The following is a 13,351-nucleotide window of genomic DNA, read 5'->3' as shown; positions in this document are numbered from 1 at the left end:
ATAGCATTGAAGTAATTGTATTTGTGGTTTTTATTCGTTATTCAACTATGTATTTGTTACAGTAACCGCTTCAACCCTGTCTATTTTTGTTGAATTTTTTTTGAACAAATAAATATAGCATCGTAATAATCGCACCATACAGCGTAACCTCCATATCATGCTGGGCATCCCACTTGTCGCCTTGGGCGCCGAGAAACATGTTTCCCTTCTCCGGGGGAGCAACAAACACCACATACATCTCCCCGATTTCATAAATCGCCGCAAAGCCAAGAAGCAGCCAAGGAACGAGCAGGTAAGCCCAACCTCTGCGTGTGCCTGCAGCACGGGTTAACACTTCGACCGCAGGATAACCGATCAGCAGGCCAAAAGCAAAATGAACCACACGATCATACTGGTTTCGCTTGAAATCAAACACATGGTGCATGAATCGATCATATGGCGTTGTACCATACGCATAGTGTGCACCTACTGTATGCAGCAGTATAAAAAACAGGATGAAGGTATAGGATAGGTTGCTGAATTTGAAGTAGCGATACCCAATCATTAATCCGATGAGTGTCAAGAAGTTCAATATATTTTCCATCCACCAATCAAACACGTTGACCGGATAGAGCGCCAGTAGCGTCCATAGAATGACAAACACGATGAGATCCGCTTGAAGCCAGCGATTCGCTCGAAATGGCATGCATTACAACTCCTCACGATCATGTTCCATCATCTTTACCTACTGCTGGCGAAATATCCTAGGCAAATGCCCGTTGACAATTGCCTGGCTTGGGAGTATAACAAGGATAATCGAAATGTTCAAATTCGTTGATGGGAACACGCACATCGCTATGGACAATCCCCAGAGAGTCGGCGCACCCGCTGAAAGCCGACGTTTGCCGAGCTATGCCGCATCCTCCCGAAGAAGCCATGCTGAACCCGCTTCAAGTCCTTTTATAAAAGGACAGTAAGCATGGACGGTGTCCGCCGTTACACGGAGCGCGTATGTTGGTACGTGACAAAGAGCCGTTTCGGCCTTCAATCCAGAAGGCTCAGCGGAAGTAGGGTGGTAACGCGAGATCAATCTCGTCCCTTGTGGGACGGGATTTTTTTGTATGTTTATACGTATCCGGGGAATTAAAGGAGAATGGCTGTCATGGGAAATGAATGGAATGTTAGCGGGACGATCTCAGTAGGGTTGACCGAAATTGCACAAGCGCAAATGCACGTAAAGGAAGTGGCGGCACGTACACCTCTTCAACATAACCGAGTGCTGTCAGAGCGCTACGGCTGCAATGTCTATCTGAAACGGGAGGATCTGCAGGTCGTCCGTTCGTTCAAGCTGCGGGGTGCGTATCACTTGATCAAATCGCTTCCCGAAGAACGTCTAATGCGCGGCGTTGTCTGCGCCAGTGCCGGCAATCATGCCCAAGGCGTCGCTTATTCCTGCCATACGCTCGGTATCCCCGGCAAAATCTATATGCCAAGCACAACACCTAGGCAGAAGGTCACTCAAGTCGCCTTCTTCGGCGGTGCCGATGTTGAAATTATTCTAACCGGCGATACGTTCGACGATGCGTTCAACGAGGCAATTGCCGCGAGCCGCAAGGACGATCTCGCCTTCATTCATCCCTTCGACGATCCGAAGATTATTGCAGGCAACGGAACGATTGGCAAAGAGATCATGGAAGCCATCGAATCTGTACCTGACTTCGTATTCGTTACGATCGGCGGCGGCGGCCTCGCTGCAGGCGTTGGCGCTTATGTCAAAGCCGTCTCGCCAAGCACGAAGTTGATCGGCATTGAGCCGGAAGGTGCCGCATCCATGCGTGCCTCGCTTGATGCAGGCGAAGTGCAGACGATGGATACGATCGATAAATTCGTGGACGGCGCGGCCGTGAAACGCGTCGGCGAACTCACCTTCCGCATGTGCCGGGATATGATTGATGATATTATTCTCGTGCCGGAAGGCAAAGCTTGCACCGCGATGCTGGATTTGTACAACGAGAATGCCATCGTCGTTGAGCCGGCAGGGTCGCTGCCTATTGCGGCGCTTGACCTGTACCGCGACCAAATCGCGGGCAAGACAGTCGTTTGTGTCGTCAGCGGTGGTAACAACGATGTCGACCGGATGCAGGAAATCAAGGAGCGCTCGCTCGTTTTTGAAGGGCTGAAGCATTACTTCATGGTCAACTTCCCGCAGCGTGCAGGCGCTCTTCGTGAATTCCTAGACGAGGTACTTGGGCCGGATGATGATATTACGCGTTTCGAATATACGAAGAAGCACAACAAAGACAACGGGCCTGCGCTCGTAGGCATTGAGCTCAAGAACCGTAACGATTACGAACCGCTCGTTGCGCGCATGCACAAGAAGGGGCTTAACTTCATCGAACTGAACAAGGACCCGGTATTGTTCAATCTACTCATTTAATGTTTTTGTAAAGCCTGGCTGCTCTTTTCCTTGGAGCAGTCAGGCTTTTTTTGCTGTCTCCTGCAACAAAGCAATGAACCGCTATTATTTGGGGAATCCTTAAGTTTACCTGCTGTGGGACGTAACTTGGATTTTTGTTCCAGCTTGCATATAATGAAGAAGACGTCTGCCCACAGGTGATTGCGTATGGATAAAACCTGCATAAAGGGGATGTGACATCATTACTACTCGTCTATTCGGCCGTGAAATCGTGTTGTTCTCGGTCATCTTGTTTCTGGTTGAATTTGTCCGCGGCGCTGCTTTAATCAGCTTCCTCCCGATCTTCGGCGAGAAGACGCTCGGTTTGTCCCTCGACATCATTGGCATTGCCATCACCGCCCACTACTTAACCGACACTGCGCTTAAGATGGCCATCGGCTATTTGCTCGACCGTTTCTCCATCCGGTTTGTCGTACATACCGGCCTGTTTGCTTCGCTCGTCGGCATTTTCCTCCTGCAATTTGCGCAGCAGCCTTGGCTGTTTATTACGGCTGCCGCCTTATATGGCGTCGGCATTTCGCCGATTTGGATCGTTTGTTTGACTAAAGTTTCCGAGGAACGCCGGGCCATGCAGATGGGCTTTCTCTACACGATTTGGTTCATCGGCATAGGCTCCGGACCCATTGTTACGAATATTTTGCTCGATCACAGCACGGCTTGGACCTATTATTTGCTGCTTGGTCTGGCGCTGCTTTGCTGGCTGCTCTCCCTGTTCATCAGCAACCAAAAGTCGTCCGGCGCAACTTCTTCGTTACCATTACGCGAACAGCTCGTAATACTAAAGGAACGTCTTCGGCATATGCGTCTTTTGCTGCCCGGAATGGTGCTTCAAACGATGGGTGCCGGCATGCTTGTGCCTATCCTGCCGAGCTTTGCCGAGAATAAACTTGGGATGAACGGCGCGCAATATTCGCTGCTCTTACTCGCAGGCGGTGCCTGCACCGTTATAGGTCTCATCCCCCTTGGACGCTTATCGGACATCCTCGGCGGGAAGAAATGGTTCCTTGTTTTCGGCTTCGTTATGATCGGCACAGCCCTTTACTTCCTATCGCTTGCTCCGCCTATGTGGCAATGCATCGTGTTGACCGCCGTCCTCGGCTTATCCTACGCTACGCTGCTGCCTGCCTGGAATGCGCTTCTGGCTAATTATGTGCCGCCTAAGCAGCAGGGTCTCGGGTGGGGAATCTTCTCTACCGTAGAGGGCATTGGCGGGATGATTGGTCCTGTTGTCGGCGGTACGCTTGCTACATGGCAGGGACAATCGGCCGTACTTTGGTACAGCGGAATCATGTATGCATTGATCGGTTTTTTCTACATTTGGTTCCCATTCCGTGCGTTTAAAGACAGCAGCCACGGCAAAACGTGATGATAGCAAGGAGAGAACACGGAATGAATGTCTTGCAAGAATTGATTGACTCCTTTAAGAAAATGGACCTTGAACACCTGCAGCGAACGCTGGAAAGCTACAAGGCCTACGGACCGCTGCCGGGTATTCTGCTGCCCTTGGCAGAATCGTTCCTGCCGATTCTGCCGCTGCTCGTATTTGTGGCGGCGAACGCTAATATTTACGGGCTCTGGCTCGGCTCCTTCTACTCCTGGCTTGGTGTATCCATCGGATCGATTCTTGTGTTCTGGCTCGCACGTAAGCTAGGCGGTCGTTTCAGCGGCTGGCTTCGCCGACGCTTCCCAAGAGCCTCGAAGCTGCTAGTTTTTATTGAACACCGCGGCTTTACACCGATCTTTCTATTCGCCTGCTTTCCTTTCTCGCCTTCTGCCATTATTAATATCGTATCCGGTCTTAGCGGGATTTCCTTTGGCTCCTTTGCGCTTGCCGTTTTACTGGGTAAAGCGGTCATGATTTTCAGCGTCTCGCTGCTTAGCTTCAATATCGGCGATCTGCTCGAAGAACCGTGGCGCATCGTAATCACTCTCGTGCTGCTCGTTGTCATGTGGTTTGGTGGCAAGAAGCTGGAGTCGCGTTATCATCTGAAGTAATCCTGGGGAGGGTCCGCTTATATGATGAATGTATTTGCAACCAGCATCGTCTTGTTTATAGTCGGCGGACTTGTCGCAGCCATGATTGTTATGATTCGCTTATCAACAGATGATTCGGACAAACACCCAGAGATCAAACAATTCGTGACAGCCTTGTTCGGTGGCTCCGCTTCGCCTGTGCAAGCCGATCCCGCCGCCAGCGGACAACAAGAAAGCGCGGCAGCTCGTGCTTCCGTGATGGACGAGCCCTTCAATGAGCCTTGCCCGGCTTGCGGCGATCCCGTTACTCATCAGCATCAAGAGTGTCCTTCTTGCGGGCTGCGACTGTTATAGCCGCCTTCGCAAACGTTCTCCAATGGTTTGATTCGCACATAGTTTTCTTCCGCCTGTGGCAAACTGATAAAGGATTTTCATGACCATTAGCCATCAGGGAGGCCACTACTATGTCAGGTGAACAACCGTCCCACTTGCAGGTTCAAGCGAGTAAGGCGCAGTCTAAGGCAGATCGATCAGGATCGGGAGCAGGCAAAGCACAAGCGAGCGCGGCGCAATCCGAAGCCGATCGTGCCGCTGTTCCGAAGCATGGGCTGTAGTCTATAGAGCTGATATCATCAGGAGGAGAACGTTATGAGCGAAGAAAAAGGCCATTTTCAGATGGATCCCATGTCCGGTGAACCGGTTGAAGTAGACGGAGTATATAAGAATGAATGGGGCCGTGAAGAGAAGCTGGAGCGCGGCGATGTGTTCCCGGCTGATCCCATGCTGGGCACCACCGAATGGGAGCTCACCCAGCTCGAAATCAACACGCATGAGAACGGCGAGACCGATCCGCGCCTCTATCCGACGAAGGATGCTACCGCACACGAAGCTCATCTTCAGCATCCGAAGCGCCATCCTGCTAAACCGAATAAATTAGAGTAATGAATAACGCCCCTGTACCCGGCGCTAAAGCGCCGGGTACAGGGGCGTTATATCGTTATAGTATTAGCTAGTCGTCGCGCTGTTGAACCTGGTCCGACACACGTTCCAACCTGCGCAGATGGTATGCATACTCCAGCATGGCGGATGCCACGAAGACAAGCCGCTTATGCTCGTCCGGGTCTTCACGCATATAATCCGTCAGTTGCTTGATGAGTCTTGCCTCACGTTCTTCCTCAGGCTCAATTTCAGCGTTAGGCTTCATTTTTCCCTCGATCTTCAGCAAGATCTGTTCGTGGTACTTGGTCAGCTCCTCAATTTGACGATCAAATTGCTTCGCCCATGCTTCCGCTCCTGTAGCTGCAAAGTAATGCTCTTCCACCACTTCAAGCAGATCGACGCCTTGATGCAGTGCCTTGATAAGATGCTTGGACAACAGTAATTGCCGTACACGAACTTGCCTGCGCTGCGGCATTAATGAGCGCTCTTCCTCAAACAGCAGATAAGCCTCATCCAGCTTGCGCAGCGTTCCTTGCAGCTTCTCTTTCTCCTTCCGATGCACGTCCTCGCGCATCTCGTTCGAAATCGCCATACGCAGCAGCAGTGACAATTGCGTATACGCTTCCTGCACCTGAACCGTAAACAGCTTGCGCGGACGCGGCGGAATGACGAGAATGTTAACCGCGAATGCGGCGGCCATCCCCGTCAGCACCATGAGGAACCGCTCCACCGCAAACTCCCAGCCTTCCTGATTGGCTTCCATTACCGCTACTACAGTCACGAGCGTCAGCCCGATCGTATTCTCCATGCGCAGCCGAATACTGATCAGGATGACGATAATACAGACCAAGCCAACTGCAATCGGGGTATGCCCGAAAAGCCGAACGGCCGCAAGTGCCACGATGGCTCCCAATACATTCGTTTGCAGTTGATCCACAATCTGCTGCCAAGAGCGGGAGATAGAGGGCTGAATCGTAAATATCGAAGCAACGGCTGCGATAATCGGGGAAGGAAACCCAAGCAAATTGCTTAAGTAAACAGCCAGCGCTACCGCGAGGCCTGTCTTCAATACGCGTGCGCCTATGGTCATTCGATTTCGTTCCCCTTCCCAACCCACTCCTGCTGCTGCGACTGTGAGCCGTTACGTTCATCGGCCGAAGCATAGACCATTACCGCTGTATCCGCAACAGGCGAGCCGTTCACGACCAGCTCAAGGCGATGCAGTCCCGCATAATGCTTGCGTGTCGTTAAGTCTGCAAAGTCCAGCTTCTTCCCGCCGGCCAATCTCGTTCCCTGGGCTGCAAGTTTGTCACTTAGCAGGAAACGCTTCTGCGACACCTTGCCCCCTGCCTTTACATAGAAGACGCCAAGCTCTATACGAAGCTTTATGGGTTCCGTTGTTGTGTTATGTAGCCGCAAGGCATACTTGATCTCGGTTGCTCCGCCTAGTTCGACCTTATCCTGCATGACCTCGATTTCGGCAGCGTCAACACAGCTTTGCGCTGCGCCTTCCTCATAGCCGAAAAGCGCCATAATCTCAGGGTCGGCCGCTTTAATCAGCGTCCGGCAGCCGTGTCGAACGATCCAGTCTGTGCGTGTATGTTGTCCCTTCCACCGCGCAGCGATTGCTTTGACGACGCCGGGATGATCTTTGGCAATATCGTTCAGATTGTTTGCGACACTCTTGCGCACATAAAGCGACGGGTCACATTTGAGCAGCTCCAGCAGCGGAACGATCGGAGAAGGATCACGCTTGAACATGGTGAGCGCTTGTGCCCACGGCAGTCGCGGTCTGCAGCCTTCGCTCGCAAGACGGCGCAAATGCTCATTATCACTTTGTGCCCATTCCATCATTCGGGCCATCGTCCGCTCGGTTTCTTGCAACAGAAACGGTCTAATCGCAAACTCCGCCGACGATTGAATCGTGAACTTCTCCAGCGCATGCATGGAACGTTCCCAATCGGAAAGCCCATATCGCTCTACAAAATCGGGAAAGAATAAGTAAGGAAATCCGGCGCAGCGCTCATGAATCGCGAGCAATACATGCAGTGCCTCCGGGTAAGTTGCGGGCAATACAGCCCCTAATGATTCCGTAATTCGGCGGATTCGGCCCTTGAGCTCAAGCTCCTCCCAACCTTCGCCTGTGACAAGCAGCATGAAGCGTTCACGCTCGAAAGCCGGCCACTCGGATCCGATAAGCTCCGCAAATCGCCGCAGGAACGGCATGTCATACATCAATTTCAACGGTTCTGCCATCTCTCTGTTCTCGCCTCCTCTCGCTATTATACTTGAGTCTTGCCAAAATTTTTGCAACACTCAAGTATTATAGCCGATTCTACAGCAAAAAGAAGTTTTCAACCTGCTTATCCACCTTTATAATGAGCACATCAGAGGAGGCGTCAAGCACATGTGGATTTTTGCCGTAAATGACAAGTCCGGCGGCGGCCGGGGCAAGAAAGTATGGAAGCTCGTGGAGGCTGAGCTGCAGCGCCGCAAGCTCCCCTACCAAACGATCATGGCACAAACGCCGGAGGAAGCATGCGCGGAAATCCGCAAGCAGCTCGCCATATACGCAAGTCGCAGCGAGGTCTTGTCGACTGATGTTCCTGCTTCCATAAACAGCGGCGATGCGCATGGCAGATCCATAACGCGTTCGACTGTAAAGGCAGTCGTTGTCATTGGCGGAGACGGCACGATCCACAGCATACTGCCAGCCTTGTATGAGAGCGGCGTGCCGCTTGGCATCATCCCTTCCGGATCGGGCAACGATACCGCGCGCGCCTTCCATATTCCTGCGGAGCCGCTCGAAGCGCTCCATCGTATCCTCATTGCCGAAAGCGCTTTACCGGTAGATCTCATTCTGCTGCGCAGCAGCTCTTCAGGTGGACAAACGACAATGCGCCCCGTGCTGACCGCGCTTGCCGTCGGCTTCGACGCCGCAATTGCCGCAGCCGTTAACCGTTCCGCCTACAAGAAACTATGCAATCTGTTTGGGGTCGGCTCCTTCGCATATGTCATTGGCCTTTTTCAGATGCTGATCTCCTACCGCCCCCGTCCCATTACGGTGACAGTAGACGGTGCAGCGCATGATTTCGAGCGTGGCTGGATGGCAGCCGTGTGCAACGTTCCGGCCTACGGCGGCGGTTTACGCATCTGTCCGGATGCTTCTCCGACCGATGGCCTGCTTGATGTGTGTGTCATCCACACCTGCACCCCGCTGCAGATGCTGCGTGTATTCCCTACGCTGCTAAGCGGCGCACATGTTCACCTGCCTTATGTGACGATGCTGCGCGGCAAAGTCGTTACCGTCGCGGCTCAGCAGCAGTCCGGTGCAGAACCGATTGCGATTTATGGTGATGGCGAACCAACCGGCACAACACCTTTACACGCAGAAGCAGCCGGCAACCGCATCAGCTTGCTGCGGTAACCGGCTGCTTGATTGCAGCTTATGGCGCATCAGGGATTCCTTCATGATGCGCTTTCGTCTTCTTGGCGCAGCCGATGAATCGGCGTGACCTTGTTCCATACCTCAACATCCGTAACCTCTGCCGGAATTGAATAAGGCAATATGATATCAAACGTCGTTCCATCACCTACACAACTTTTCACGTCGATGCTGCCTTGGTGGTTGTCGACGATTTTGTAAGTCACCATCAGACCTAAACCTGTGCCCTTTTCCTTCGTTGTATAGAATGGCTGACCGATCTTCGAAAGCTGATCCTCCGGAATACCAGGTCCCCGATCGGCGATCCGCGCGATAATTCGCGAGCCTTCACGCAAGCAAGTCACCGTAATTTTACCGCCGTCCATCATAACCTCGATCGCGTTCTTGAGCACATTAATAAACACTTGCTTAAGCTGGTTCTCGACGCCTCGCACCCACAGTGCTTCCTCGCCTAAATCAGATTCAATCTCAATATTGTGCAAAATCGCCTGCGCTTCCAGCAGCGTAATCGTATCCGCCATAATAGAGCGAATATCCTTGTAAGCCAGCTCGTAGATTTGTGGCTTGGACAGCATCAGCAGTTCGCTCACGATCGATTCGATCCGATTCAATTCCGATTTCATGATGTCGTAATAGTTCTTACTGTTGTTGCGCCCTGACGCGATCAACTGCAGGAAGCCTTTCAAGGAAGTCAGCGGATTACGGATTTCATGTGCAATCCCCGCCGCCAACTGACCGGCCACATAGAGCTTCTCGGAATTAATGAGCAGCTCTTCGTTCTTCTTGCGCTCCGAGATGTCACGGATAATGATCTGAAACACTGGCTTACCCGACAGCTTCGTGCTTGTCTCAATCACTTCCGTATGCAGCGGTTTACCTTGCACCGTATACCAATCCAGCTCGATTGGGCTCTGCCGAACCCGCTGCTTCGTCACTTGAAGCATTCTTTTCATCACCGTATGGAATTTGGGCTGTAGAAATTGATAGACCGGTTTGCCGAGCATATCGGTCTCGCTGTCCGCCGCAAACATTTGCAAGCCGGAACGATTAATATATTCCCATTTCTCGTCATGAATGATGGCGATCATATCGATGGACGTTTCCACTAGCAGCTTATAGCGCTCGTTCATTGAGGTATAGCGGCGGTCCACGTACCGGGCTACCAAGCTGAACACAAAGATGACCAGCGTAGCCAGACCAAGCACAATGGACAACAGCTGCATGTAGTCATTCAATCGATCTGCGGTGAGCACCACCGAATAGATCACGGTGACCGTTTCAAGCCCTAACAACTGCATAATAATGCCGGTGAAACCGAGCAGCAAGCCCGAAAGCAGCATTGAGCCGTTCTTCCGCTCGAAGATAAAGAAAGAGGACGCCGTCCCGAGGAAGCTAAACAGAAACGAGAGGAATGCCAGACTGAAATGAATGCTGTATCCTTCCACCTGAGTGCTTAGCAGCGTGGAATAAATTAAGGAGCTCGTTCCGAGCGCCATCAACAAGCTGCAGCCTATCAAGCGAATCGACCGCGGTGCCCTAGATCCGAGCAACCGGAAGGAGCCGTAAGCGCTTGCCATAATGCTGAACAGTTTGACGATGATTGTCCAGTCTATAAGGATCATGGTGTCCGATGTCAGTAATATGATGAAATGGCTTACCCACAAGCCGAGACCATAAACAAGCGCACCGCTAAGCAGCCAATATTGCCGCATGACACGGAGCATTTGGAGGTGGCCGATCATGCTGTACATCGTGATGGAGGCGAATAAATTGATCGTGAGGGCCAACATCAACAGCATCCACTTATCGCCAATCATAAGTTCACTCATTACGATTCTCCGATAACGATAGATTTTTTTGGAAGTCTATTCGCTCAAGAATTCGACATTTTCCCAAATTATCCTTTATTCTTCGTCAGGAAAGTGTAGGAATTCCCTTCCTATGACATCTGGACTGTTGCTGAACTGGGAGGTGCGCTATAATAATGCAAGTAAAGGAGTGAACTTATGGTTAAAATTTTAAAAGAGTTTAGAGAATTTGCCGTCCGCGGCAACGTGCTGGATTTGGCTGTCGGAGTCATCATCGGTGGAGCCTTCGGCAAAATCGTAACCTCACTGGTCAATGACATTATTATGCCTCCGATCAGTAAGCTGCTTGGCAATGTAAATTTGGTCGATCAGTTTTTGATCTTATCCAAGATTAAAGAGAATCAAGCGACTCCAACAACATTGGCCGACGCGCAAAAAGCATCGATTTCCGTCATTGCGTACGGTAATTTCCTCAACGTAGTGCTCGACTTTACCATCGTCGCATTCTGTATCTTCCTAATGGTTAAAGGCGCTAATACCTTGCGACGAATCGGGCAGCCCGAGCCTGTAGTGGCGCCTGCTGAACCGACGGATAAGACTTGCCCGTACTGCTTGTCCAAGATCCCTATCAAAGCTACTCGCTGCGGCCATTGCACGTCTCATCTGAATGATGAGCCTGCTGAGCTTCAAGAAGGCTTGTCCTAATCCGATGACCACTCCAAGGCACGCTTCTGAAGAGGAGCACTTCGACATTTACGACGAAGTCGGCGTATGGCTCGGAACGGCGCCTCGCAGCGAAGTGCATGCGCGAGGTCTGTGGCATCATTCCATTCACTGCTGGCTGGTGCGGCGCGAAGGCACGCGCAAGCTGGTGTTGTTTCAGCAGCGGAGCTCGGATAAGGATACCTATCCGGGTTACTACGATATTACGGCTGCCGGGCATCTGGCGGCCGGTGAGTCAATGCGCGACGCTGCTCGCGAAATTGAAGAGGAGCTCGGCGCGTCCATCCCGTTCGAAGCGCTAATTCCTCTTGGCGAAGCCCGTAAAGAAGCTTCGGGCTTCGCCAAGGGTGCAGCGTTTGTCGACCGCGAGGTCAGCGGGGTGTTCGGTTTCGTTTATGACGCGCCGCTCGGGTCGCTGACCCTGCAAGCCGAAGAAGTGGCCGGGGTGTACGAAGCCGACCTTGAAGAGATGATTGCCCTGTTTGAAGGAGCGCGGGATCTTGCAGAGGCGGCCGGTTTCCGGCTTGGCCCCGATCACCAGCAGCTCCCTTCGACGGTGCAAGTGAAGGCGGCCGACTTTGTAACACGGCCTTCAAGCTATTATTCAGGCGTATTCCGCGCTTTGCTGCTCCATTTGTGAGCAGCAGGGCGGAACTGCGCCTTTTTTTGCCTCTTCTCGACTGACTCGCCGCCGCTCTGCTTGAGCTCACCTGACCTCGATTTCCAGTGGATGCAGACTTCCGGGTCGCCCCTCTGCCGCCTCCTACGAAGCCGTTCTGCCCCACCAGCCGTTCCCACTGTTTATACCACTGATCGATCATGCCATGAATCTGATAGAACAACGTGCTTTGCGGCGCAAGATCGAAATCGTTCAGAAAGTCTTCTCCGTAGATTTTAGCCGCCTCTTGATGAATGCATCCATGCATATTCGAACCCTCGATAAACAGCCCAAGCTGATCCAGCGTGCTGAAAGACTGTAAGTTATTCATAATGCGGGATTCGGCGGATTTGTTATAACAGCGCGTATTGCGGATCGCCTCAGGCACACTCGGCCACGGCGCGACGAGCTGCGGGTCATAGCCTTGCTGATAGTACCACTGCAGCGCTTTATTGATGAAATAGCGATGGAATTGCATAAACTTTGCACCATAGCCCGCCGGCAGCTGCGTCGGATCATCGTGATGATTGGCATGGTGCCATTGCATATGCTCCTGCAGAAGCGCTGACGGAAAATTCGGAATTAACGGCATACCTGTCCCCTCCTATGCCAAACGTCCATTTCCAGTTAGTCTATGCCGGCGCATTGGGAGGGGTTCATAACAAATAAGGGCTCCCCTCACCGAAGTGAAGACAGCCCTTACAGAGGAAGACGGTTCGCCAATCAAATTCAGAAGTTATTACAATTTCCCATCGATACGCAAATGTCGAATGTAATGCGGACGTCGCAGCAGTTACCGAACACACATGCAATCCGTACACAAGCCATGCGGCCTTGGTGGAAGAAACAGACAACATTACAGTTGGATCCGATCAATTCTTCAACGACCTTACGGTTTCTGCAGCGAATTGCACGAACAAGCTTAGCAGCTACCTCCGGCGAACGAAGCTGACAGAACAAATCGGATAGATCTGCACCTGCCTCTTGGATACCTTCTACAGCGCCATCACGTTGTTTGCAACAATGGCTACCGCTTCTGTTGCCCATCATTTGCTCGTTGGAAACACGCGCGCCGCGAGATTTCCGGTTCTTAGTTGCCACCTTCTGCACACTCTTCACTTTCAATTTAATTGACACCTGATTTCCTCCTTTCAAACGAACTACAATAAACTATGATAGGAGAGGTATTCTAGTATAAGACAAGATTCCCGCGGCAAACGCATAACCTGTAAGCCGCTGTTTCTGCGTAGTCAATCGCCTTCCCCTCGATTGGCCTACTCCCTGAAGCCGTTTTAGTGTCATGGGGGTACAATAGCCCGCTGCTTCTAATGATTGGATGCCTATGCGAA

The 13,351-nt window shown here is 51.9% G+C and carries 14 protein-coding genes; 9 read left to right on the top strand and 5 right to left on the bottom strand.

Annotation, left to right across the window (positions count from 1 at the left end; translation table 11 throughout):
* Positions 1-70: 70 nt before the first annotated feature.
* Positions 71-685 (bottom strand): DUF2238 domain-containing protein, encoded by a 615-nt coding sequence (locus AC506A_RS25540; protein ID WP_495463819.1) that lies wholly within the window; start codon positions 683-685, stop codon positions 71-73.
* A gap of 456 nt (positions 686-1,141) precedes the next feature.
* Between AC506A_RS25540 and ilvA the strand changes: the two genes are divergently transcribed.
* From ilvA to AC506A_RS25510, 6 genes are all read left to right on the top strand, one after another.
* Complete coding sequence (gene ilvA / locus AC506A_RS25535) at positions 1,142-2,416, top strand: threonine ammonia-lyase IlvA (protein WP_495463818.1); 1,275 nt, start codon at positions 1,142-1,144, stop codon at positions 2,414-2,416.
* A gap of 250 nt (positions 2,417-2,666) precedes the next feature.
* Complete coding sequence (locus tag AC506A_RS25530) at positions 2,667-3,821, top strand: MFS transporter (RefSeq protein ID WP_495463817.1); 1,155 nt, start codon at positions 2,667-2,669, stop codon at positions 3,819-3,821.
* A 23-nt stretch (positions 3,822-3,844) separates the two neighbouring features.
* Positions 3,845-4,450: a TVP38/TMEM64 family protein gene (locus AC506A_RS25525; RefSeq protein ID WP_495463816.1), complete on the top strand. Its 606-nt coding sequence runs from the start codon at positions 3,845-3,847 to the stop codon at positions 4,448-4,450.
* Between the two features lie 21 nt (positions 4,451-4,471).
* A complete protein-coding gene (locus AC506A_RS25520; RefSeq protein ID WP_495463815.1) occupies positions 4,472-4,783 on the top strand; it encodes a hypothetical protein in 312 nt (103 codons plus the stop codon).
* 110 nt (positions 4,784-4,893) lie between these two features.
* Positions 4,894-5,043 carry a hypothetical protein gene (locus AC506A_RS25515; protein ID WP_495463814.1) on the top strand — a complete coding sequence of 50 codons (150 nt, stop codon included), beginning with the start codon at positions 4,894-4,896 and terminating at the stop codon, positions 5,041-5,043.
* 34 nt (positions 5,044-5,077) lie between these two features.
* Positions 5,078-5,371: a transposase gene (locus AC506A_RS25510; RefSeq protein WP_495463813.1), complete on the top strand. Its 294-nt coding sequence runs from the start codon at positions 5,078-5,080 to the stop codon at positions 5,369-5,371.
* Between the two features lie 67 nt (positions 5,372-5,438).
* Here the strand turns inward: AC506A_RS25510 and AC506A_RS25505 are convergent, their stop codons facing one another.
* Positions 5,439-6,458, bottom strand: coding sequence for an FUSC family protein (locus tag AC506A_RS25505; RefSeq protein ID WP_495463812.1), 1,020 nt, complete (start codon positions 6,456-6,458; stop codon positions 5,439-5,441).
* Complete coding sequence (locus AC506A_RS25500) at positions 6,455-7,624, bottom strand: DNA alkylation repair protein (RefSeq protein WP_495463811.1); 1,170 nt, start codon at positions 7,622-7,624, stop codon at positions 6,455-6,457. The genes AC506A_RS25505 and AC506A_RS25500 overlap by 4 nt, the downstream gene beginning before the upstream one ends.
* A 151-nt stretch (positions 7,625-7,775) precedes the next feature.
* On the opposite strand from AC506A_RS25500, the gene AC506A_RS25495 reads away from it, so the two are divergent.
* Positions 7,776-8,795 (top strand): diacylglycerol/lipid kinase family protein, encoded by a 1,020-nt coding sequence (locus AC506A_RS25495; RefSeq protein ID WP_495463810.1) that lies wholly within the window; start codon positions 7,776-7,778, stop codon positions 8,793-8,795.
* 41 nt (positions 8,796-8,836) lie between these two features.
* Here the strand turns inward: AC506A_RS25495 and AC506A_RS25490 are convergent, their stop codons facing one another.
* Entirely contained in the window at positions 8,837-10,642 is a 1,806-nt protein-coding gene (locus AC506A_RS25490; RefSeq protein WP_495463809.1) for an ATP-binding protein, read from the bottom strand.
* Positions 10,643-10,819: 177 nt separating this feature from the next.
* On the opposite strand from AC506A_RS25490, the gene mscL reads away from it, so the two are divergent.
* Positions 10,820-11,326 (top strand): large conductance mechanosensitive channel protein MscL, encoded by a 507-nt coding sequence (mscL, locus tag AC506A_RS25485; protein WP_495463808.1) that lies wholly within the window; start codon positions 10,820-10,822, stop codon positions 11,324-11,326.
* A gap of 4 nt (positions 11,327-11,330) precedes the next feature.
* Positions 11,331-11,984 (top strand): NUDIX hydrolase, encoded by a 654-nt coding sequence (locus tag AC506A_RS25480; protein WP_495463959.1) that lies wholly within the window; start codon positions 11,331-11,333, stop codon positions 11,982-11,984.
* Positions 11,985-12,731: 747 nt separating this feature from the next.
* On the opposite strand, the gene AC506A_RS25475 is transcribed toward AC506A_RS25480, so the two are convergent.
* On the bottom strand, positions 12,732-13,139 hold the full coding sequence (locus AC506A_RS25475; RefSeq protein WP_495463807.1) for a hypothetical protein: 408 nt from the start codon (positions 13,137-13,139) through the stop codon (positions 12,732-12,734).
* Positions 13,140-13,351: the final 212 nt, after the last annotated feature.

Source organism: Paenibacillus sp. N22P23, assembly GCF_059383735.1.
This window is presented reverse-complemented; position numbering and strand designations above follow the sequence as displayed.

Excerpts from the sequence above, each read along its gene's own strand:
- AC506A_RS25490 (WP_495463809.1), bottom strand. The coding sequence starts at position 10,642 with ATGAGTGAACTTATGATTGGCGATAAGTGGATGCTGTTGATGTTGGCC.
- AC506A_RS25505 (WP_495463812.1), bottom strand. The coding sequence starts at position 6,458 with ATGACCATAGGCGCACGCGTATTGAAGACAGGCCTCGCGGTAGCGCTG.
- AC506A_RS25495 (WP_495463810.1), top strand. The coding sequence starts at position 7,776 with ATGTGGATTTTTGCCGTAAATGACAAGTCCGGCGGCGGCCGGGGCAAG.
- AC506A_RS25525 (WP_495463816.1), top strand. The coding sequence starts at position 3,845 with ATGAATGTCTTGCAAGAATTGATTGACTCCTTTAAGAAAATGGACCTT.
- AC506A_RS25510 (WP_495463813.1), top strand. The coding sequence starts at position 5,078 with ATGAGCGAAGAAAAAGGCCATTTTCAGATGGATCCCATGTCCGGTGAA.
- AC506A_RS25520 (WP_495463815.1), top strand. The coding sequence starts at position 4,472 with ATGATGAATGTATTTGCAACCAGCATCGTCTTGTTTATAGTCGGCGGA.
- ilvA (WP_495463818.1), top strand. The coding sequence starts at position 1,142 with ATGGGAAATGAATGGAATGTTAGCGGGACGATCTCAGTAGGGTTGACC.
- AC506A_RS25515 (WP_495463814.1), top strand. The coding sequence starts at position 4,894 with ATGTCAGGTGAACAACCGTCCCACTTGCAGGTTCAAGCGAGTAAGGCG.
- mscL (WP_495463808.1), top strand. The coding sequence starts at position 10,820 with ATGGTTAAAATTTTAAAAGAGTTTAGAGAATTTGCCGTCCGCGGCAAC.
- AC506A_RS25540 (WP_495463819.1), bottom strand. The coding sequence starts at position 685 with ATGCCATTTCGAGCGAATCGCTGGCTTCAAGCGGATCTCATCGTGTTT.
- AC506A_RS25500 (WP_495463811.1), bottom strand. The coding sequence starts at position 7,624 with ATGGCAGAACCGTTGAAATTGATGTATGACATGCCGTTCCTGCGGCGA.
- AC506A_RS25480 (WP_495463959.1), top strand. The coding sequence starts at position 11,331 with ATGACCACTCCAAGGCACGCTTCTGAAGAGGAGCACTTCGACATTTAC.